Here is a 21,400-nt window from a genome sequence, read left to right on the forward strand (position 1 = left end):
GTTATTGACGTTGCACCACAATGCTTTTAAAGCGCTTGGTGTCAACGCCTGCGCGTTTGGCAGCTGCCACACCCAATAAGGTTACCTGGTTTTCATCCGCCAGTTCTGCGTCCTGGGGAATCTCAATCACCAGGGTACCGTCTTCGGTCATGCTCACGTCAATCTGGCCTGTTTGACCGTTATCAAACGTCACATCAGCCTGAGTGCGTTCTGTTATCACCGCATCAGCCAAATTCGGAGAGCCAACATTCGTTGTTGGCGCTTCAGAGCGGGTTGCCTGCAACGAATTACCGCTGTCCTTAACCGTGACCACACTGTCGAGCGTTAAATCAGCACCTGTGGCTGATGAAAAGATCGGTAATCCTTCAAGGCTCACTTCTTCGGTTTGCACAGAACCCTGACCCAAGTCCATGGTCGACGTGTTTCCATCGACCACGATATTCATGGAAGCCATTGGCTGAGGGACTGTTACTGTTGGTGAACGACTGTCCGTAATCACGGATGCATTATCCAGCCCCGCCAAAGCATTCACACCTGAGTCAGAGCCAATATTGGCGTTTGTTGAATCCCCTGTTTGATTTGATGATGTCTCAGGGTTGTTCAACTCGTTATTGTCTCTAACCGGCTCGATAGGTGCTGGAGTCGGTTCCGGTTCCGGTGCTGGCTCCGGTGCTGGTTCCGGTGCTGGTTCCGGTGCTGGTTCCGGTGCTGGTTCCGGTGCTGGTTCCGGTGCTGGTTCCGGTGCTGGTTCCGGTGCTGGCTCCGGTGCTGGTTCCGGTGCTGGTTCCGGGGTTGGTTCCGGGGTTGGTTCCGGGGTTGGTTCCGGGGTTGGTTCCGGGGTTGGTTCCGGGGTTGGTTCCGGGGTTGGTTCCGGGGTTGGCTCCGGCGCAACATCAGTCCCGATCACCCAGGCTTTGGTGTATTCACCTTCACCCTTATCCTGCCAAGCTAAAAAGGGATAATCTATGGCAAGCGTGCTATTAGCCTCGATATCCCATCCTTCAGAGCCATCTTTAAACGTAGCCAAGGATTGCAGTTCAGCCGTGGTTTTACCATAGTCCGCTTCATCGGCCATACTAGGGTTAGTTGTTTTGTCAAAATAGCTTGTTGTTACACTACCTGTGTTAGACCCAACTAACCCGCGAACAAGCGATGCATCGCTAACAAGCCCTATCGCATAGCTGTTGCTTATTTCACCTGTGCTAGTTCCAACTAAACCGCCACCAATATAAAACTCACCAGTGACATTTCCAGTAGCGTAAGACTGCTCAATGTTGCCGTTCATATTGTGGCCAACTAAACCACCGACAATACCGCTATTTACTCCACCACTTACCATCCCACTAGAATAACTGTTGCTGACAGTTGAGTCTTTATTTCTTCCAGCCAAGCCGCCGACATAACTATTCCCGCTAACATCACCAGTGGCATAACTCTGCTCAATGGTTGAACTATTATTTACTAAACCAACCAAGCCACCAACATAGTCTCCTGTTGCGCTCACGTCGCCAGTAGCATAACTTTCACTAATCTGACCGCCCATTTTATTTTCACCATTCAGCCCGACAAGCCCACCTACATTAGATACATTTGCTGTGTCTTCTTCAAGACCGCCAAAAACATCGCCCGTCGCATAGGAATTTATAATCTTACCAACTTTATCGCCACCAACTTCTTTACTACCAACCAAACCACCGACATTTTCATTACCTCTAACAGTGCCGGTTGAGTAACTATTGCTGATTTCCGCGTCTTCACTCTTCCCAACCAAGCCACCAACATCGGCTGTTCCCACAACATCAATGGATGCGTCTGAGTCTGTTACATCTGAGTCAGAAACACTGCCAAATAAGCCACCCACGTGGTTAGTACCGGTCACACTGCCCGTCTGACCAATAACACCTTCAATCGTATCGCCGGCATTGGCCAGTCTTCCGACCACCAAACCAACATGGTCACCACCGGTTACCTCACCAGAAACCGTGATATTTTTGATGGTTGCATGATTTGAAATGCCGAACAAGCCGACATAATCCTCGTCAGGTCGATTGATGTAGAACTCGCTGATGCTTCTATTCGCACCATCAAACGTTCCCTTAAATTGTCTGTCAAATTGATCAGAATTGTCACCGATGGGCTGCCAGCCACGGTAGATGGGGTTGTTTTCACTATCCACTCCGTCCTGGTTCCAGCTGGCGGTTGCTGAGGCATCAATATCCGCGCCGAGGGTGTAGCGCCCGAACACGGCCTGGTTCATGCGTTGCAGTTGGTTGACGTTGTGGATTTCGACGGAGCCTTGCTGACCAAACACCACATCGTCTTCTCCAGTGTCGGCGGCTTCAAAACGCACGCCACCGTCGTTGGAGCTGGTATTGGCGATTTTGGCGTTGACATTAATTGTATCCGCGTTGAGCGTCAGGGCGTGGTCTTCTGCCCATTCAACATCGGTTAGCAGGACAATTGATGCGGAGCCGCCGGTATTCTCTGTGCGAATTTCGACACCATTCTTGCTTAATCGGTTTTGCAGCGCCGTGGCGGTGATGCCCGAATGTTGTTCCGCAGGCTCTTGCTCATCGACAGCGAAATCAGAGGAAGCTACGAAGGTTAGGCCGCCGTCACCCAGTGTCCAGTTTTCTGTGGTGCCGTTGATGGTGATATGGCTATCACTGTCCGGCGCTTCAAAGTTCAGCGTGTCATTGTTGAAATCGGTTTCATTGATTTGCAGGTTTGATGCGACCAGGCCTGCGACATCAATCTGCGAGTTCGCGCCGAATATAATCCCGCTGGGGTTGGTCAGGTAAACCTGCCCATTGGCCGTCAGGTTACCAAGTATCTCGCTGGGATTATTATTGGTCACGCGGTTCAGCGCCACGGCATTGGCATCGGGCTGGGCAAAGGTGACGGTATTGTCCGCGGCAATATCAAACTGGTTCCAGTCGATGATCAGTTTGGCACCGTTTTGGGTGATGGTCAGGTTATTGCCGTCAATCTCACCAATCTCGCCATCGCCGCTGGTCACCGTGCCACAAGAGGGCATACCGGAGATAATGGCACAAGGTTCTGGTTCTGGGGTTGGCTGAGGTGCAGTAGAACCATCCACCTGGGTAATATTTGTAGGTTTCGTACTGAAAGCAAAAAGAGCGTCATTAGTTGTTGTAGGGTTTACTACATTCAAAGCGTCGCTCGCATCAGTAAAGGTACCTATGGTGCGCGTTGCTGACGTTCTATCGGTATCAGTGCTGAACGCGCTAGCATCGCCCCATAAGTTTAAAATCCCCGAGCCACTTTTAGCAAATGTATAACTATCAATGCATCCATCAGGATGGGTGCAGCTTATTATTGGTGCTTTAATATCACTATTTTCTCCTACCTCTATATTCAAAGTTCCACCTCGTAGCATTATACTATCACCATCAAAGTATAATGATCCTGCTGTCTTTATTGAGGCTTCACCACTTGGAGAAAAACCATAGGCTTCCTTGGTGTTATCAATGGTGTTGGAGCCTTTTATGCTTATAGAGCCATTGCCAGACATAATCTCTTTTGTTCCACCTCCTCCCATGGTGATTCCGACGGATGCTACGCCATAATAGGTTTGTGTTTTATATCCTCCATGCCCTTCAATTTCTATTGTTCCTTCTCCTCCTGTGTAGATACCCGCAGGGGATAGATAAACTCCCCAGTTTCCACCAGTAGCATTAATGGTCGGGCTTCCTTTGCCCCTCATCACTATATTGCCGCCTGTTTGTGAAGCGAGTTCAGATGTGGTACTTTTATCGGCATTCGGGTCTGTTCTGGCATCTACTATTACTGGAGTTGTTGTATCACTTGCTGTTCTAAAGCCTATGCCCATTATTGAGCTTTGGCCAGAAGCTGCCATTCCTCGCATAGAGTCATTGTTTCCTATTGCAAACCCGCTTGCCTGCAAATCACCACCACCCATGGTTATATTTCCACCATAGCTTTTTATATCACTCAACACGGTAATCGAACCATCGACACCGCCTGCCATTCGAGCAGCCAAAATGACATTTAGAGGAGACCCAGTGCTACCCGAAATAGGGGCAGCAATATAGATATTTCGATGAGCCGCCAGGGTTAGTGTTGTTGAGCCGCTGGTTTTGGTAATACTGGAATCCACCGTGATATCGCCATTGCCCTGACCATCGCCCGATGTGCCACCAGTCTGGATGGTCACGTTGTTGCTATTGAGCGCGGTAGATAGGGTGTTGGCACCCATCCCATTATCAGTCAGCTCAGCACCACCGGCACTGATCGTAAAGTCTGTTGGGTCAATCAACCACTCACCGGTTTTACCGTTTTCGGCTTTAGTAGTGACTTTCAAGTCCGGCTGTATCTGGACATTGGCGGCGGAGGTTTCAATAAACCCGCCATCGCCTGTTTCGGGTGCGCTGGCATCAAGCTTGCCATCGGCGACCACCTCGCCCTGACTCATGCCGCCCATCAGCATGATTTTGCCGTCTTTGCTGGCGAGGGTTTGCGCTTGAATCACGCCTTCGTTATTGACCACGTTTTTGTAAATGTCGTTTTGCGCCTGGGTGGTCATGACAACATAACCGCCATCGGCTTGAATCAGCCCGCCGTTTTCCGCCAGCGCATCCAGCACGCCCTGTTCGACTGTGACGGTCATTAAGCCGTCGCCGGTAAAGTCAAGGGTGACGTGATCACCAGCGGCAAGGGCGACATTGCCTTGACTGGCGTCAATCGTGCCCTGGTTATTGACTTTATTGGCAATGAGCGCGACCACTCCGCCGTTGGCTTTGATGGTGCCAAGGTTTTTGATTTCGCCATCACTGAGACCGAGGTTTTTGAAGTTGAGGGTGTTGTTCAAAAAATCTTCGTCAGACAATTCCAGGGTGGAAGCGATCAAGCCTCCCACATCGACTTGAGCATTCTGACCAAAGACAAAGCCGTTGGGATTGGTCAGATAAACCTGGCCGTTGGCATTGAGATGGCCCATAATCTGGCTTGGATTTTGATCTTGAATTCGGTTCAGGGCCGCACTGTTGCTGTCGGGTTGGTGAAAGTTGACAGTGGCGTTTTCGCCAATGTTGAAACTTTGCCAGTTGGTGATGAGTTTGTCGGTGTTTTGATGAATGTTGAGCGTGTTGCCATCCCGGCTGATTTGGGCCTGACCGTGCTTGACGGTCTCGCCTTGCGGCAAGGTATCGGGGTCAATGGCGTAGGCGGCACCTCCACTGCCGATTAACAGGGCGGCGACCGCTCCGACCACACCACTGCGCGGTTTGCCTTTGCCGGTATTGAATTCGGCGACGGCCACAAACATCTGTCTGGCTTGTGACCAGACCAGACGAAAAGTATGGTTAAGGGAGGCGCGTTTGGGTTGGCGGTGTCGGTTGTTCATGAGCAAAACCTCGTGGTATAAATTTCAGAGTGCAACAGTTTTCGGTAAGGGTGACTGGCCTGGTGGCCAGGTCTTAAAATCGGGCCATGGCTTGTAACCAAAAGCGCCCGGAGGTGTCCTCTCCGTCTGAATTGGTGTCAACCAGACTGCGGTCATCAATGTCGTCGTTTATCTTCCATGCGTAACTGGCGCGAAGGCTGTAGACCTGTGATTTGCTTAAACTGAAACCCAGACCGCCGCTGGTCAGCTGGTAGTCATTGACGCCATTGGTGTTTTGATTGGCAGGGTCATAGCCATCCCAGGGGTCGGCTTGCAATGACACATGACCGGTATCGACAAAAGCTTGCAGTTGCAGTGTGGCACCATCCAGATTCAACTCTGGCACTTCGTAACGTGTCTCAAGCGTGGCTTTCCAGCCTTTGTCGCCGGAACCTTCTCCTGTGGTATAGCCACGCACGCCGTTAGGTCCCCCCAGAGTGAATTTTTCACTGGAGTCGAGATTGTCATTGGTCCATTGACCACTGGCACTGGCCAAAAGGCTTAAACGGCTGGTGATTTTCTGCAGCCGCGTCGCCGACAGTTGCAGTTTTTTGAAAGCCCCATGTGTTTGAGCAGAGGCTTGGTCGGCTGAATAATCCAGGCTGTTGCCGGACCGATCCAGATCGCCACGCGTGAGCGCCAGACGGTAGTTGGTCAGGCCGCCTCCATAGAAACGGTCGAGATGATCCCCATGAAGGGTAAGACTGAGGTTGTGATATTTACGATCCTTGATCTGGGCACTGCCTTGCTGATCTTCCAGTGTTTTGTACACATACCCACCGCCCAGATACACATTCTGACGACGGCTGCGAATCAGCGGATAGGTCAGGTCGGCATTGGCCGTGGTGGCGCTTCCATTCAGGTCCAGGTTGCCCAGATCCTTGCCCAGTGCATAAGTCATGTGACTGGCACCAAGGTTGGCGACCAGCCCGGTGTAGCCAACTGGCAGACGGTAGCCCAAGCGACCGTATTTCAGCTCCATGTCTTCGCTAAACGTCTCTGTGGAGACATTTGCCATCACGGACAGTTGGTCTCCCATACCGCTGAGGTTGTTGATCGCGGCTGTGCCATTGGCTCGCCAGCGCCCTGTGTAGCGGCTACCGTAGTTATCCGTCCAGACCGAACCGGTATAGCGGTCGGTTGGGTTCAGTTCTATGTCAACACGTGTGGTACCAGGCTGGCTGCCTTTTTTTAAATCGGACTTGGCACTCACGCCCGCCAGGTCGCTTAATGTTAGAAGGCCTCGCTCAATTTGAGTGCTACGAATGGCCGCGCTTTGCTCGGGATCAAGAGCATGGATCAGGGTTTGGTTCACACGCTTGTCGGTCACATCGACACCGTTTTTTTTGATGTAGCCCTGTGGCCAATTCTGGGCACCATCGATGCGCCCGGGCTGGATCATAATGATCAAATGCCCTTTGCCGATATCCTGTTCGGGCAAAAAGGCATAGGCCAGGAAATATCCCTGGTCTTTCAGATACTGGGTCACGCGATCAGCCAGGTGCTGCAAGCCGTTAAAACCCAGCTCTTTTCCGATGGCATCCTTGATGATTTTTTGCAACTCGGGTTCTGTGGCCAGGCCCTCATGTCCTTGAAAACGGACTGACTGCAGCGTGATGGTTTGGCCTGTGTCAGGCAAAGGAGGTGGCAATTTACCCTGCCTGGCGTCCTGTTCATCCATGCCCTGGTTTAATGATTCCAGGTCTTTCAACAGGGAGCCCGCATCAGGCGTTTGCGCAAAAGCGGGAGACGAGATGGCAGCACTGCCGATACCGGCCAATGCCATGATCGCTGAAACCAGGGCTTTTCTGGAAATAGAGGGGGATTGATTGACTATCACACTGTTCACCACTTTTCATGTTTGTATTTGAAAAGTGTAGTGAATGTGCAAAAGAGGAGTTCTCACCTTTTCTGACAACTTCCATAAAAAGCACGGGGGAAGTGCATTCGGCTTACAGCGTTTCTGACCAGACAAAGCCCAGGCGGTTGTAGGTTTCGACTGGCAATGAAACAGAACTGGTCTGAGCCACCTTTTGCCGCAAACGATAAATCATGGAATCCATATTGCGCAGATTGGACAGGTCCTGACCCATATATAACTCTTCCAACAAAGCTTTTCGACCGAACGCTTGCCCTGGTTGGTGACGCAAACATGCCAGAAAGCGTTTTTCACGGGCCGTTAAATGTACTGAGGCGCCATCCGGACAAATCAGATTTTGTTCAATAATCTGCCAGGCGCTCTGCGCCGATGGTGTGGATGATTTTTTGATGCTCTGTAACTGAATAATCGCCAACAGCTCATCCAAGTCCACAGGTTTGGGCAAATAATGATCCACCCCTTTCTGATAACCTTTGATCCGCTCCGGTGTTTGTCCCAGAGCCGTCATCATTAAAATTTTTCCGGGATGTTTTTGTGCCACTGTCTCGTAATGGTCTAATATATCGCCATCGGGCAATAAACGGTCCAGCAACAGCAAATCAAAACGGGTTGTGTCCAGTTGTGCCAATGCCTGTTGAATAGAACTGACATGGGTCACCTGTACTTTGCGTTTTTGCAGGAAGATGATCATTTCTTCAGCCAGATCCTGGTGATCTTCCAAAAAAAGCAGGCTTAACTGGGTGGATGACGAACATGGCTTGACTGACTTTTCCATAAAAAACATTTACAACTTATGCGACATTTAAAAAATTGGCAACAGCCCTTGTTCATCCACCTGTTTTGGGCAATGTTCCTTGTGGTGGTCTGCAGTCACAACGTTTTGGCCGAGACCAAGCCCGACAACGATTGCCCTCAGGCGGTATCCCTGAACAATGACATGGCTCTCTGGATCGAATCGTCTCCGCTTAATGACGTAAAACAAATTATAGAACAAAAGTTTGACCCCATTGTAAAAAATGTGGGACTCGGGTTTCGTGACGAACCCGTTTGGGTGCGTGTGATGCTGAGCCGCCCTGAAAAGTGTGACCGCACAGAATGGCTGGTTCAGTTTAACCTTACCTACAATGACATGATTGATTTTTATCTTCCTGACTCTCAATCCGGCTGGTCTCATTGGCGCATGGGAGATCAGGTACCCCACCCAGCCAACCTGTCGGCTGAGAGATTTCCGACCATTCCGGTTGAATTGACGGCCGATGCGCCTCAGCCCCTCTACGTCAGAGTTGAGTCACGCAATGCACTGGCGTTTGACCTCACATTGATATCCCCAATGGCGCAACAGATTCAGGAAGCCAAGGTCTGGACCTTGTCGGTCATTGTTGGCATTTTAATGTTGATTATGATGCTGCTGTCCTTACTCGCTGCACTGATTTTGCGCTTTAGAGAAAGCTGGTACTTTTTTTTATACGTGATCGCGATTATAACCATCCTGGGCTTTGTGCATGGCTGGACCAACAAATTTTTGCCTCCCGGCTGGAATGACCCGATTATCGTTTTCAGTCAGATTCTGGCGGTTATGTTCCTGCTTTGGGTCAGCAATAAAATCCTGGCATTGTCTTTCCACCTTCCCAGAATCTATCTTATTCAGCAATCGTTTGTGTGGGGGACATTTCTCGTTTCGATTTTGAGTGTGATGCTGAATCATTATCAGTTTATATTGCCTGCCATTCATTTCCTCATCGTCATCATCATGCTGACTTTGCTGATGCAAACTCTCTGGCTTTGGCGAACGGAAAAACTGGCCAAACTGTTTATGACTCTGTTTGGCGTTTTGTTTGTCGGCATCGGGCTGCGAATGGCGGGATTGCATGGGATCATCGCCAAAACCTTTTGGACGGATAACGCTCTGACCCTGGCATTGGTCATAAAAGTCATTTTAATTTTCGTGACATTGATGCTGGGTTATTTTCGAGAACGAGAAAAAACCTTTCGATTCAAAGCACTGGCGGACCAGAAACAAAAAGAAATCGAACAAAGGCGCACGTTTTTGAACTTGTTGACACACGAACTGATGACGCCTTTGGCCGTCCTGGATTCCAACACCCGAAACCTGCAGGATGAGATTGAAGCGCTATTGCCGAAACAGAACAGGACCATTGGCAAACAACGCAATGCGATCAAACGAATGCGCCATCTGGTTGACTGGTGCTTGTCAAGTGAGAGCAGTCGACATCTGGCTCGCCGACCTGAACCCATCCAACCTCTGATGCATGAATTGGAGCAGGAGATAACCGACTTATTTGCGACCGACAGGTTGGCTTGGTCCCTGCCAGCGGATGTACCACCAAACTTAACGGTTGTGATGCAAAAAGATGCTGTCATAAAGGCACTGTCACTCATTATCGACAATGCACTGAAATACTCTCCTGCCGATAAAAAAGTGACCCTTTCCTGCAAAATATCAGGCAAAAAAATGCGTTTTTGCGTGAAAGATGAAGGAACCGGGTTTCATGAATCCGACTTTGCGCCTGAGGCATTCAAGCGAGGACGTTCTTCAAAAAACACGTCTGGACTCGGGCTGGGCCTTACCCTCGCACAAGAGATATTTCAGGCCAACGACATTGAATTAAGCATTGACTCGACATCCAGAGGCAGTCGTGTCTGTGCATTGATTCATGATCTCAAGTTCGCATAGGTTGAAATAACTCAGACAGTGGGAATTCAGACATTTTTTCGTCGGTCCAGGGTGAACCCGGTTGACAGTTTGAACCACAATGGACGCATTGCACACTTAATCGACAACACCGACCAACTGTAGACGCTTCCGGATGGCGCATTCTAAGCTGACGATCAACTTATCCCTTGTTGAAGCGATTTTCAGCTTTGATTCAGGTTCATCCACTATCATAGGTGTGTTGAAATAAGTCAAAGTGCGCCATGGCCAAATTACTGTTATGCGAAGACGAACCGACGCTGGTTGAGCAGCTTACCGCTCTGCTGGGGAAACAGCACATTGTGGATCACAGTGGCGATGGTCAGGAATCCCTGTATCTGGCAATGGAGTTTGATTACGACCTGATTGTGCTGGACCTGGGATTACCAGGCCTGGATGGTTTGGCGGTACTGACCCGCCTGCGTGAGCACAAAGCCACGCCGGTACTGGTGCTCACCGCTCGCAATGCTTGGCAGGAACGGGTTCAGGGACTCAAGGCCGGTGCCGATGACTATCTGGGCAAACCCTTTCACTTTGAAGAGTTGCAGGCCCGCATTGAAGCGCTGCTGAAACGCCCGCCCCAGCAAGTGCCGCCCTGCCTGACCTATCGCACCTTTGAGCTTTGCGAACACGAGCGCACTCTGATTCAGCGCAACAGTGGGGTCAGTGAACGCCGCTGGTCCCTGACCCGCAATGAATTCATTTTGCTGCATGCGTTCTTTCAGACACCGGGGCGCGTTTTTTCCAAGACCCAATTACTGCAAAAACTGGGCGATCAACATTACGAACGCGACCAGAATCTGATTGAGGTCTACATTCGCAAACTGCGCCAATACCTTGGCAAAACCGCGATTGAAACCCTGCGCGGTCAGGGCTATCGACTGGTGGCGACATGAGGTCCATTGAAAAACAGCTGAATCTGTCACTGGGGCTCAGCCTGCTGGTTGTGTTTGGACTTTTGTGGTGGCTGGCGATCTGGACATTGCACCATCTGGCCGAAGACTACATTCTGCAACGTCTGCACCTGGATGCCGATGCCATCGGTCAGCACCTGTTTGTTCAAAACGGCCAGATGGCCCTGTCAGAACCGAGTTTGAACCCGGCTTACGCTGTGCCTGATTCGGGACACTATTTCGCAATCAAAACCCCGACCGACACCTTGACCTCGTCGTCGCTGGGGGACTTTCCGCTGTATCTCAAACCGCCTGCGGCGACTTCTCCATCCCGGCATTATGAAACACTTGGTCCCAATAACAGCCATTTGCTGATCTACCAGACCCGTGTGGATTTCCAGAACAAGACCTTGACGATTTACGTGGCCGAAGACCACTCCGACATGGAACAGGCCCTGTGGTGGTTCGATGCCATTGTGGCGGTGTTTGTGTTGCTGAGCATGACGCTGATTTACCTTCTGCAAAAACGGCTGCTGCGCCGCAGTTTTCAGCGGCTTGATCCGATTTACGCGGCGTTGGACGGATTGCAGAAAGGCGAACCGTTTTATCTGCAGGCGGAGGATTACCCTGACGAAGTTCAGCCCTTGATCAGCAAACTGAACGACGCTTTGCAAAATGCGCAAAAACAACTGTCTCGCTCGCGCCAGGCCAGCGGCAACCTGGCCCACAGCCTGAAAACACCATTGAACATTCTGTTTCAGTTGCGCCAGCACCCGACCATTGCCAGCGACCCGACCCTGCAAACCACCTTGCAAACCCAGACCGACAACATTCATCAACGCCTGGAAACCGAGCTTCAAGCAGCCAGCATCGCCGCCGAGTCCCCCAACTATCAGCGTTTCTCGCCTGCACAGGATTTAACCGATCTGACCGACTCCCTGCAACAGCTGTACCCCGACAAGCGCCTGCATCTGACCCCTTCGATCACAGATTGGCCGCCAACTTTGCCGTTGGAGCAAAACGACGGCTTTGAATTACTGGGCAATCTGCTCGACAACGCAGCCAAATTCTCCGATCGTCACTACTGGCTGAGCTTTGACCGAGACACCCAGTGCCTACAGATCGACGACGACGGGCCTGGCGTGTCTGAGCCAGACCGAACCCTGATCCTTCAGCGAGGCGTGCGCCTGGACACCACCACAGCGGGACATGGCGTGGGATTGGCCATTGTCCACCAGATTGTGCAGGCCTATGACATCGCTCTGACCTTCTCAGCCTCCCGTCACGGAGGCTTATGTGTACAACTTCGCCTTCACGGAGAAAAGCCATGTCCATGAATACCGCCGCTTTTGAAAGCCGACAGGCCTTGCACAAATTTCTGGCTCTGAGACTGGGCCTGATCGCCGTAGTGTTTGGGCTGATCACCTCCGTCTCTCTCTGGTTTTACGGGATCGAACTGTTGGAGCACGATGCGGTTGAGAAAGCTCAGGAAGTGGCGCAAGAGCTGATCAGCGAACACAGAACAACGTTGGAGATGCTGGACCAAAGCCGGCAAACGCCCGAACAATCCCAGAAGACCTTGCTGGATTGGAGCAACCAACAGATTGACCAGACCTTTACCTTCATCGAAATCTACAATGCCGCTGGCGAAGAAATCGTGGTCGCCCAATCAAGTGACCCGTTTGCCCGTCACCTGGCCGAATCACGCGAACACCTGAACCCGAAAGTGGAAGCGCAATACAAACCCCATTTTGAAAAAAACACCTTGTTTGTTCAAACCTTTACCCCGCTGGAGCTCGGCCAGGACAATCGCATCATTGGCTACCTGGAACTGATGTACACCTACCCACCGCAACTGCTGAAACGCCAGCATGAATATTTGATTGAGGCGGTCATTGCCGTCGTAATCAGCATTTTGCTCACTGCACTGGTGCTCTACCCGATCCTTTTGCGACTGATCAATGTGGTCAACCAGCAAAAACACGCCATCCTGAAAGGCAATCTGGAGATGATGACCCTTCTGGGATCGGCCATTTCCAAACGCGACTCGGACACGGATGCCCACAATTTCCGGGTCACACTGTACGCCATTGCCCTGGCCGAATCGGTGGATTTGCCTTTGAACGAGCGTCAGGCTTTGCTCAAAGGCGCCTTTGTCCATGACATTGGCAAAATCGCGATTTCCGATACCATTTTGCTCAAGCCTGGCCCCCTCAACGACGAGGAATTTTCAATCATGAAAACCCATGTCAGCGAAGGCCTGGACATCATCCACTCGGCCAGCTGGCTCCAAGAGGGCCGTGATGTGGTGGCGTTTCACCATGAAAAAGTCGATGGCAGCGGCTATCCGAATGGGCTGGCACGCAACCACATCCCGATCAATGCCAGAATTTTTGCGCTCGCCGATGTGTTTGATGCCCTCACCTCAAAACGTCCTTACAAGGAGCCGATGCCTTTGCAAAAAGCACTGACCATCCTCCGGGAAGGGCGTGGCAACCATTTCGACCCGGCGCTGACGGACGCGTTTTTGCAACTGGCCCCCGATCTCTACCGGAATTATTATGGTTTGGAGCGCCGGGAACTGGAACAACGCCTGAACCACATTGTTAAAAGGTACTTTTTGTGAAAAACCCACCCCCTCTGTTCAATTCGTCCCATGCTTACGGTCGACTGACCATTGTCCTGCACTGGGCCACGGCCTGGCTTTTTCTGATCGTGACCCTGCTGGGATGGTGGATGGAAGACTTTGACTGGCTGGAAGCGCTCATGACCCAATCACATTACCTGGTTGGACTCCTGGTCCTGCTGTTGGGAGGGATCCGGCTGACCAGCAATGCCCTGCAAGTGCGTCCGGCCGACCTTGGGCAGGACCCAGTCTGGCAAACCACGCTCAAGCAATGGACGCAAAAAGGCTTGCTGGCTTCGCTGATTCTGATCCCCTTAACCGGTTTTCTGACCGTGTTCTGGGACGACGACCCGGCTGAAATCTTTGGCTGGGCACTGCCGCACGGCTCTCACATTGAAGCGCTGAGTGAGTTCGCCGAATCGTCGCATGAATTTCTGGTCAACGTCGCCCTGTTTCTCATCGCACTGCATGTGCTCGGCGCGCTGAAACATCACTGGTTCGACATGGACGACACCCTGAACCGCATGCGCGGAAAATAAACCCGTCTTTCGCCACTGGATTCAGGTTTGTTTCAGCTTGCACTGTTAAAGTGTTCATCAATCGATTAATAAAGGAATGGATCATGGCAACACCGAACCGACTTCCCCGTTGGGCGCTGATCTGTGCAATGGGCTGCCTGCCCTGGACAGCCTCACAGGCGGCCACGACGCTCGCCGACCTGGTCGATCAGGTGGCCAATAAACTGCCACAATCGGCCACACAAACCAGCCTGAACGCTCTGGCCCAAGGCCAGGGCAAGACAGCCAACAGTTGGCGCTCCGGCGACGTTCGGTTGCATCTGACCCATGAAAACGACCAATGGACCGGTGACCAGGACTTGCGTACCTGGGAAACCGGCATTGAAACCGCGATTGCCCTGCCCAGCCAACGTGATGCGACTGAAAAACTGGCGCAAAGCACTCAGGCACAGGCCAAATCGCTTGCGCCCTACCTTCAGTGGCAAGCCGCCCAGAAAGTCCGTCAGCTGGTCTGGACACTGAAAAAGGCCCAAACCCATTACCGCTTTCAGCAAAAAAATCTGACTCAGGCGCAATCCCTGCTCGATACCATCAAGCAACGGTATCAGGCCGGTGAAGCTCCAAAGATCGATTATCTGCTGGCCCAGACCGCCCTGCTGGAGCAGGAGAAAAACGTCCGGCAGGCGCTGGCGGAAAGAGACAAGGCCCAGGCCAACTACCGCTACTGGACAGGCATGGACCAGTTGCCTGCCCAGCTGACAGAATCTTTGGCCGCCAAACCCTGGCACATTGACGCCAGCCACCCGAAGCTGACCTATCTGAAACGCCACTCGGAGTCCGCTCAGGCGCAGAAAGCCTTAGTCAGCGCGGCTCAAAGCGGGCAACCCAGTGTCATGATCGGCAGCAAACATGAACGCAATCGGGACATGAGCGGCAACACCTTATTGCTGGCACAGATATCGATTCCACTGGGCCTTGGCACTGACCGCGACCAGCGGCTGGCCGAAGCCAATCAGACCCTGACCGAGCGCAATGTGGCGCTCAACCAAATGCAACAACGCCTGAACGAGCAACTGATTCAAGCCCGGACCGAATTGCAAACCACGCGCATCCTGCGAACCCAGGCCAGGGAAAAACGCCAACTCTCCAAGCAGGCCATGCAACTGGGCATGAACGCCTACCAGGCCGGTCAAACCAACATCCAGGACCTGTTACGCTTGCGTGAAACCTATTTTCAAGATCAACTTCAAGCCCGGCTGGCCGATCTGGCCGTGGGCGAGGCCATTGCCAACCTGAACCAAACGCTGGGAGCGCCATTGCAATGACATTTTCAAGCATTTTCCGAGGCCCCAAGGCCCCTTTTTCGATCCACAAATCCCACAAAAACCAGCGCAACAGAATCGCACCGTATGGTTGGCTGCTGACGGCCTTTCTGGCTTTGCCCGCCTGGTCATCAGACATGCTCACTGCCTTGATTGATGCCGCACAGCGCGAAACCCTGGGGTTGAGCACGCAAACGCTCTCACCCATCAAACGGTATCTGTCTCTGCCTTATCACGGGCACCTTTTGAGTCCCAACACCCATCAATGGCAACTGGCCACGCCCCTGTCCGGGCGCGTCAGCAGCGTGCATCAACTTCATGGAGCGGTCAAAGCCGGTGACCCGATTGTCACTCTGGAAAGCGCCGATTTGCTGGCTTTGCAAAACCAATACTTGAGTGCGCAAACCGATGCCACGCCTTTGAAAGCCGCCTTTGAACGCGCCCAGCGCCTGAGCCGAACCGGTGCGGTGTCCGACAGGCAATATCAGGAAGCCCGTGCCGCTCTGGACAAAAACCGCCAACGGCAGCAACAACTGAGTCAAACCCTGCAACTGGCCGGATTATCCGACGACGACCTCAAGCGGTTGCGCCAGACCCAAACCCTTCACACCGACAACGTGGTGATACGCGCCCCGGTGGACGGCGTGCTCAATCCCATTGACATTCAGCCAGGCCAGCGTCTGGCCGCCGACACGGCCATTGGGCTGCTCACCCAGAAAAACACCCTGACATTGGAACTGGCACTGCCCAAAGAGCGGGCGCAACGCTTGCGCATGGGCCAGCACGTCCAAATCGCAGAGCAAAAACAACCAGGCCTGGTCACGTTTATCTCCCCCACCATGCATCCGCTCACCCAAACCGTGCTGGTGCGAGTGCGCCACCCCAATACGGAACAGACTCTGATGGCCGGCGAAATGGTCACGGCACAGGTTGTCTGGCAGGCGCCGTTTGTGGAGCCAGCAGCGGTTTACCGGGCGCCGGCCAGAACGATCAGTCAATACCAAGGCAAAACCGTGGTCTACCAGCTGGAAAACGATCGCTTGCAACCATTGCCGGTTGAGATAAAAAGTTACGAAGCGGATCAGGTGGTCTTTGCCCTGAGCACCGACACCCAGGGCTCTGCCGACCTCACCCTCATCACCGCTGGCACCTCCACCGCCAAATCGCTGTTGCAGGCACGCGCAGACACAAGCACGAACCAGGGAGCAACGGAATGAGCCGATTGATCGCCTTTTTTCTGACCCAGCGCACCATGGTGTTGTTGCTGATTTTTGCCCTGATTTCCGGCGGCTGGATGGCCTTTCAGAAAACCCCGATTGACGCCTTCCCCGATGTGTCGCCCGTGCAGGTCAAGCTGATTTTCAAAGCCCCCGGCATGACCCCCAGCGAAGTGGAACAGCGTGTCATTGCCCCGCTTGAACAGGAACTGCTGGGCCTGCCCCAGCAAACCAGCCTGCGCTCCATGGGCAAATACGCCATTGCCGACATCACCCTGGATTTCGCCGAAGGCACCGATGTGTACTGGGCGCGCCAGCAAGTTTCCGAACGCCTGGGCCGTTTCGACCTGCCTGCCGGGGTCTTTGGTGGCATGGCCCCTCTGTCCACGCCACTGAGCGATGTGTTCATGTTCACCCTTGAGGGCGAGACCCTGTCGGACATTGAAAAACGCAGCCTGCTTGACTGGGTGATTCGCCCCGCCCTGCGCTCGGTCGATGGCGTGGCCGATGTCAATGCGCTGGGCGGCAAGGCCAAAGTGTTTCAGGTGCAGCCCGACCCCGCGCGATTACAGGCCCACAATCTGGGCCTGAACCAGCTGAAGGACGCACTGGAAAACAATAACCGCAATGATGGGGCCGGACGTCTGCAACAGGGCGAAGACGCCTTGCTGGTGAGAACCAAAGGCAATCTGACCTCCATTCGCGACATTGAAAACACCGTGGTCACTTATCAGAACCGGATTCCCGTGCGGGTCAAAGACGTCGCTGAAGTTCGCATTGATGCGCTCTATCGCAATGGCGCTGTGACCCAGAACGGTCAGTCTGAGGCCGTACAGGGCCTGGTGATCGCCTTGCGCGGCGCCAATGCCAAAACCGTGGTCAGTGGCGTGGAGGCCAAGATTGAGGAACTGCAACCGGCCCTGCCCGACGGCATCACCTTGAGCACCTTCTACAACCGGGCCGATCTGGTGGACAAAGCGATTACCACCGTGTCCAAAGCGCTGGCGGAAGCGATTGTGCTGGTGGTGCTGGTATTGCTGCTGTTTCTGGGCAATATCCGCGCCGCAGTGACCGTGGCCCTGATTTTGCCGCTGGCGGCTCTGATGACGTTTATTCTGATGAACGCTTACGGTTTGTCAGCCAATCTGATGTCGCTGGGCGGACTGGCGATTGCGGTGGGGATGCTGGTGGATGCGGCCGTGGTGGTGGTCGAAAACATTGTCACCACCCAGGAAAAAGACCGCGCCAGACTGCCCCGATTGCATCTGATCTATCGGGCGTTGCAGGAGGTGTCGGTGCCGGTGATTTCAGGCATCCTGATCATTATGACCGTGTTCCTGCCGCTGCTGACCCTGGAGGGGCTGGAAGGCAAACTCTTTATTCCGGTGGCTCTGACCATCATCTTTGCCCTCGGCAGTTCGCTGTTGCTGTCTTTGACCGTGATTCCGACCCTGGCGTCGTTCATTCTGGGCAAACCTTCCCACAAGGAACCCTGGCTGGTGCGAAAGCTGAGCCGGGGCTATCGGCCATTGCTCACATGGAGTCTGGCGCATGACCGTCTGATCATCGCCATCGCACTGGTCGGTTTTGCTTCGGCCGTTGCGGTCTATACCCAGGTGGGCAAAACCTTTATGCCGCAAATGGACGAAGGCAACCTGATTTTGCAGATCGAAAAAGACCCGGCGATCAATCTCGACCAGACCGTGCGCATGGACCTGCGGATTCAGGAACGGTTGCTGGAACGTGTGCCCGAAATCGAACGGCTGGTGGCGCGTGTGGGCTCGGACGAACTGGGACTCGATCCCATGAGCCTCAATGACACCGATACCTTTATGGTGCTCAAACCCAAATCGCAATGGCGCATGGACTCCAAAGAAGCCTTGATCCAAGCCATTCGCGAGGTAATGCAGGCCGATTTTCCGGGGATGAACTTTGCCTTTACCCAACCGATTCAGATGCGGGTGGACGAAATGCTCACCGGGGCACGCGGCGACATCGCGATCAAGATTTTCGGCGAAGACCCGGACAGCCTCAATGCACTGGCCAATAACCTGGTCACAGAAGTTGAAACCCTGCCCGGTGCGGTGGACGTGTACACCCCTAAAAACAGCGGTTCGCGTTATCTGCAATTACAGGTCAATCACGTTCAGGCCGCCAAACTGGGCCTGGACGTGACCGAAGTCGAAGACCTGCTGCGCGCCCAGATCGATGGGATGCCGGTGGGCACCATTTATCAGGGCATTCGTCGCATTCCGATTCTGTTGCGCGGCGCCGAGACCAGCAAAGCCTCCATTCTGCAGATGCTGCAACAGCCCATTACCGTGACCGGCGGTGACACCGTGCTGTTGTCGCAACTGGTGGACGCCCGGGAAACCACCGGGCCAGTGGCGATCAACCGCGAACAGGGCAAACGCTACGCCACCGTGATTGCCAATGTGCAGGGACGCGATCTGGTCGGCTTTGTGGATGAGGCCAAACAGGCCGCACAATCGCTGGAGATGCCCACAGGCTACTATTTTGAATGGGGCGGGCAGTTTGAAAACCAGCAACGCGCCGCCAAAAAGCTGAGCATTGTGGTGCCGATTGCGCTGGTATTGATTTTCATCATTCTGTTCAGCACCTTTCGCTCGGTCAGTCAGGCGATCATGGTGCTGGTCAATATCCCGTTCGCCCTGATCGGCGGCATCTGGGCCTTGTGGCTGACCGGCGAACATTTGTCGGTGCCCGCGTCGGTCGGCTTTATTGCCTTGCTCGGCATCGCGGTGCTCAACGGCGTGGTAATGATGACCTACTTCAACCAACTGATGCATCAGGGCCTGTCCATGACCGAAGTGGTGATGCAGGGGGCCATGCGCCGCCTGCGTCCGGTCCTGATGACGGCCTCCATTGCCGCACTGGGATTGGTACCACTGGTGTTTGCCAGCGGTGCCGGCTCGGAAATTCAGCGGCCGCTGGCCATTGTCGTCATCGGCGGTCTGGTGACCTCCACCCTGCTGACGCTGTTGATCCTGCCGATCATCTACCGCCGCTTTGGTGCCTGGTCGCTTGGCCGCGCCGACCGTGCACCGACCGCTGAATAACCACAAAAGGACACGACCATGACCGATCAAAACGTGCAATTAACCCTGCGAGCCGATGCCACCCTGGAACACCCTTTGGTGGACGCGCTGCTGACGTTTCAACCGGCCGTGCCTTTTCAGGTGCAGACCGTCAAAAGTTTTCACGCCCATCAGACCCTGACCACCATCAGCGATCAGGTGGCCGGACACCTGCCGCAGATACGGGTGACCATTGAGACCACTGAAAACGCCTGGTCGGCCATACTGGCCCACATCAAAAACGATCTGTCTCATGCCGAGATTCAGTACTGGGTGATGCCGGTGATCACGCATGGTCAGTTATCGATGACTTGATCCACTCATACAAAAAGGAAAGCCGATGACGCCATCGAACCGAACCAAATGATTACCAGGCCTGGTGATTTTGGCATTGAGCGCCACCGCCTGTACCACCACCGGGGATTTCCAGCCCAAACCGGGCCAGGCGCAGGCGGACTTCAAACAAGACCGTGTGCACTGCCAACGCCTGTCAATGGAAAAATGGGAAAACCACAACCGGCTTCAGGCCGACGACAGCATGCACCGAAAAGCGGTACCGGCCAGTTACCGACGTTGCATGGAAACCCTGGGATATTGAACCGGACAGGTCACATCAAGGCTGTCTTTTCCCCAAAGCCAGTCGATTTCTGCCGCCGAGTTTTGCACAAAGACTGTGGATAACCCGGTGCATGATTTGGGTAAGAACGCGCTAAGTGTCTGTGAGGGTTTTGTTTCCCCACCCTTGCTGAAAAAAGCATCAGCAAACCATGATGCCTCATCGGATCACAGCCCCTGAAGCGATAACACCATCATCACCAGCAAGGTGCTTCCCAGTGCGGCCTGAGCTCCGTAGAAAACGCCATTCACAATCCACTCGTGTGTCCTCATATGACCTCCTGCGTTTGAACATCTCATCATGAAACGTTTTGAATGAACGCACCTTCATAATACACATTGAATAACTTATGTACAACTATTAGACAGCTTTTGACCAGGACGCTGATACATTGGTTTTGCTCTATGGGTTCGCGTCGAAAAATCAATTTCTGGTTTTCGGGCAAAATCAGTAGAGTAACGCTATCTTTTCCGATCAAGTGAGTTCGTATGTCAGGCCAGACGTGGGTATTAGCCGGTCACAATCCGCACAAACAGGCGGCCTTTCGCGCACTGGCCAGCCGCTGGGGCAGGACCCTGTTGCCACAGGGGGATTTTGCCCGTGACTCGGTGGTCGAAGACGGCCAGACGTTTGTCGAAAACGCGCTGAAAAAAGCCCGACTGGCCAGCGAGGTCAGCGGCTTGCCGGCCCTGGCCGACGACACCGGGCTGGTGGTGCCTGCTCTCCAGGGCGCGCCGGGGCTCTACACGGCACGTTTCGCCGAGCGCTTCAACGGCCAGCAGAGCAATGACGAAAACAACCGTCAGGCCCTGCTTTCGCAAATGGCCGGTTTGCCTTTCGGCCAGCGGGATGCGTATCTGACCACCACCCTGGTGTGGATCGCCTCGCCGACGGATCCGGAACCCAAGGTGGTGACCGCGCGCTGGCAGGGTGAAATCCTGATGCAATGCCGCACGCCCGACGGGGTGGGCTATGATCCGATTTTCTGGCTACCGCAACATCTGAAAACGCCATCGGAAATGTCACTGACGGAAAAACACCGCCTGGACCAACGTGCCCGGGCGTTTGAACAATTAATGGCCCTGTTTTAACC

General features: G+C 53.4%; 14 protein-coding genes. 11 read left to right on the forward strand and 3 right to left on the reverse strand.

Annotation, left to right across the window (positions count from 1 at the left end; genetic code table 11):
• Position 1 precedes the first annotated feature (1 nt).
• The 3 genes from A377_RS12630 to A377_RS0102040 all read right to left on the reverse strand — a co-directional run bounded on the left by A377_RS12630 (position 2) and on the right by A377_RS0102040 (position 8,025).
• The gene (locus A377_RS12630; RefSeq protein WP_083919063.1) at positions 2 to 5,386 is read right to left on the reverse strand and encodes a two-partner secretion domain-containing protein; all 5,385 of its coding nucleotides are present in this window, start codon (positions 5,384 to 5,386) and stop codon (positions 2 to 4) included.
• A 73-nt stretch (positions 5,387 to 5,459) separates the two neighbouring features.
• Entirely contained in the window at positions 5,460 to 7,274 is a 1,815-nt protein-coding gene (locus A377_RS0102035) for a ShlB/FhaC/HecB family hemolysin secretion/activation protein (protein ID WP_245546756.1), read from the reverse strand.
• A gap of 103 nt (positions 7,275 to 7,377) precedes the next feature.
• A complete protein-coding gene (locus tag A377_RS0102040) occupies positions 7,378 to 8,025 on the reverse strand; it encodes a response regulator transcription factor (protein WP_169338003.1) in 648 nt (215 codons plus the stop codon).
• 72 nt (positions 8,026 to 8,097) lie between these two features.
• Here A377_RS0102040 and A377_RS0102045 point away from each other — a divergent pair, with 72 nt between their 5' ends.
• The 11 genes from A377_RS0102045 (at position 8,098) to A377_RS0102100 (ending at position 21,398) form a co-directional block, all read left to right on the forward strand.
• Positions 8,098 to 9,999, forward strand: coding sequence for a sensor histidine kinase (locus A377_RS0102045; protein WP_019894452.1), 1,902 nt, complete (start codon positions 8,098 to 8,100; stop codon positions 9,997 to 9,999).
• A gap of 242 nt (positions 10,000 to 10,241) precedes the next feature.
• Complete coding sequence (locus A377_RS0102050; protein ID WP_019894453.1) at positions 10,242 to 10,913, forward strand: response regulator transcription factor; 672 nt, start codon at positions 10,242 to 10,244, stop codon at positions 10,911 to 10,913.
• Positions 10,910 to 12,247, forward strand: coding sequence for an ATP-binding protein (locus A377_RS0102055; RefSeq protein WP_019894454.1), 1,338 nt, complete (start codon positions 10,910 to 10,912; stop codon positions 12,245 to 12,247). The genes A377_RS0102050 and A377_RS0102055 overlap by 4 nt, the downstream gene beginning before the upstream one ends.
• Complete coding sequence (locus A377_RS11625; protein ID WP_157760686.1) at positions 12,238 to 13,536, forward strand: HD-GYP domain-containing protein; 1,299 nt, start codon at positions 12,238 to 12,240, stop codon at positions 13,534 to 13,536. Before A377_RS0102055 ends, A377_RS11625 begins: the two co-directional genes overlap by 10 nt.
• Positions 13,533 to 14,075 (forward strand): cytochrome b, encoded by a 543-nt coding sequence (locus A377_RS0102065; RefSeq protein ID WP_019894456.1) that lies wholly within the window; start codon positions 13,533 to 13,535, stop codon positions 14,073 to 14,075. Before A377_RS11625 ends, A377_RS0102065 begins: the two co-directional genes overlap by 4 nt.
• Positions 14,076 to 14,158: 83 nt before the next feature.
• A complete protein-coding gene (locus tag A377_RS0102070) occupies positions 14,159 to 15,379 on the forward strand; it encodes a TolC family protein (RefSeq protein WP_083919065.1) in 1,221 nt (406 codons plus the stop codon).
• Positions 15,376 to 16,593, forward strand: coding sequence for an efflux RND transporter periplasmic adaptor subunit (locus tag A377_RS0102075; RefSeq protein WP_019894458.1), 1,218 nt, complete (start codon positions 15,376 to 15,378; stop codon positions 16,591 to 16,593). Before A377_RS0102070 ends, A377_RS0102075 begins: the two co-directional genes overlap by 4 nt.
• Positions 16,590 to 19,673, forward strand: a complete 3,084-nt coding sequence (locus tag A377_RS0102080; protein WP_019894459.1) for an efflux RND transporter permease subunit — start codon at positions 16,590 to 16,592, stop codon at positions 19,671 to 19,673. The genes A377_RS0102075 and A377_RS0102080 overlap by 4 nt, the downstream gene beginning before the upstream one ends.
• An 18-nt stretch (positions 19,674 to 19,691) precedes the next feature.
• A complete protein-coding gene (locus A377_RS0102085) occupies positions 19,692 to 20,006 on the forward strand; it encodes a DUF3240 family protein (protein WP_019894460.1) in 315 nt (104 codons plus the stop codon).
• A 70-nt stretch (positions 20,007 to 20,076) separates the two neighbouring features.
• On the forward strand, positions 20,077 to 20,289 hold the full coding sequence (locus A377_RS0102090) for a hypothetical protein (RefSeq protein ID WP_157760688.1): 213 nt from the start codon (positions 20,077 to 20,079) through the stop codon (positions 20,287 to 20,289).
• A 506-nt stretch (positions 20,290 to 20,795) separates the two neighbouring features.
• On the forward strand, positions 20,796 to 21,398 hold the full coding sequence (locus A377_RS0102100) for a non-canonical purine NTP pyrophosphatase (protein WP_019894463.1): 603 nt from the start codon (positions 20,796 to 20,798) through the stop codon (positions 21,396 to 21,398).
• Positions 21,399 to 21,400: the final 2 nt, after the last annotated feature.

This window comes from Hydrogenovibrio halophilus DSM 15072 (assembly GCF_000384235.1).
Classification (GTDB): Bacteria; Pseudomonadota; Gammaproteobacteria; order Thiomicrospirales; family Thiomicrospiraceae; genus Hydrogenovibrio; species Hydrogenovibrio halophilus.

Coding starts and splice junctions, on each gene's coding strand:
- A377_RS0102055 (WP_019894454.1), top strand. CDS start 10,910: ATGAGGTCCATTGAAAAACAGCTGAATCTGTCACTGGGGCTCAGCCTG.
- A377_RS11625 (WP_157760686.1), top strand. CDS start 12,238: ATGTCCATGAATACCGCCGCTTTTGAAAGCCGACAGGCCTTGCACAAA.
- A377_RS0102045 (WP_019894452.1), top strand. CDS start 8,098: ATGCGACATTTAAAAAATTGGCAACAGCCCTTGTTCATCCACCTGTTT.
- A377_RS0102050 (WP_019894453.1), top strand. CDS start 10,242: ATGGCCAAATTACTGTTATGCGAAGACGAACCGACGCTGGTTGAGCAG.
- A377_RS0102075 (WP_019894458.1), top strand. CDS start 15,376: ATGACATTTTCAAGCATTTTCCGAGGCCCCAAGGCCCCTTTTTCGATC.
- A377_RS0102070 (WP_083919065.1), top strand. CDS start 14,159: ATGGCAACACCGAACCGACTTCCCCGTTGGGCGCTGATCTGTGCAATG.
- A377_RS0102080 (WP_019894459.1), top strand. CDS start 16,590: ATGAGCCGATTGATCGCCTTTTTTCTGACCCAGCGCACCATGGTGTTG.
- A377_RS0102085 (WP_019894460.1), top strand. CDS start 19,692: ATGACCGATCAAAACGTGCAATTAACCCTGCGAGCCGATGCCACCCTG.
- A377_RS0102100 (WP_019894463.1), top strand. CDS start 20,796: ATGTCAGGCCAGACGTGGGTATTAGCCGGTCACAATCCGCACAAACAG.
- A377_RS12630 (WP_083919063.1), bottom strand. CDS start 5,386: ATGAACAACCGACACCGCCAACCCAAACGCGCCTCCCTTAACCATACT.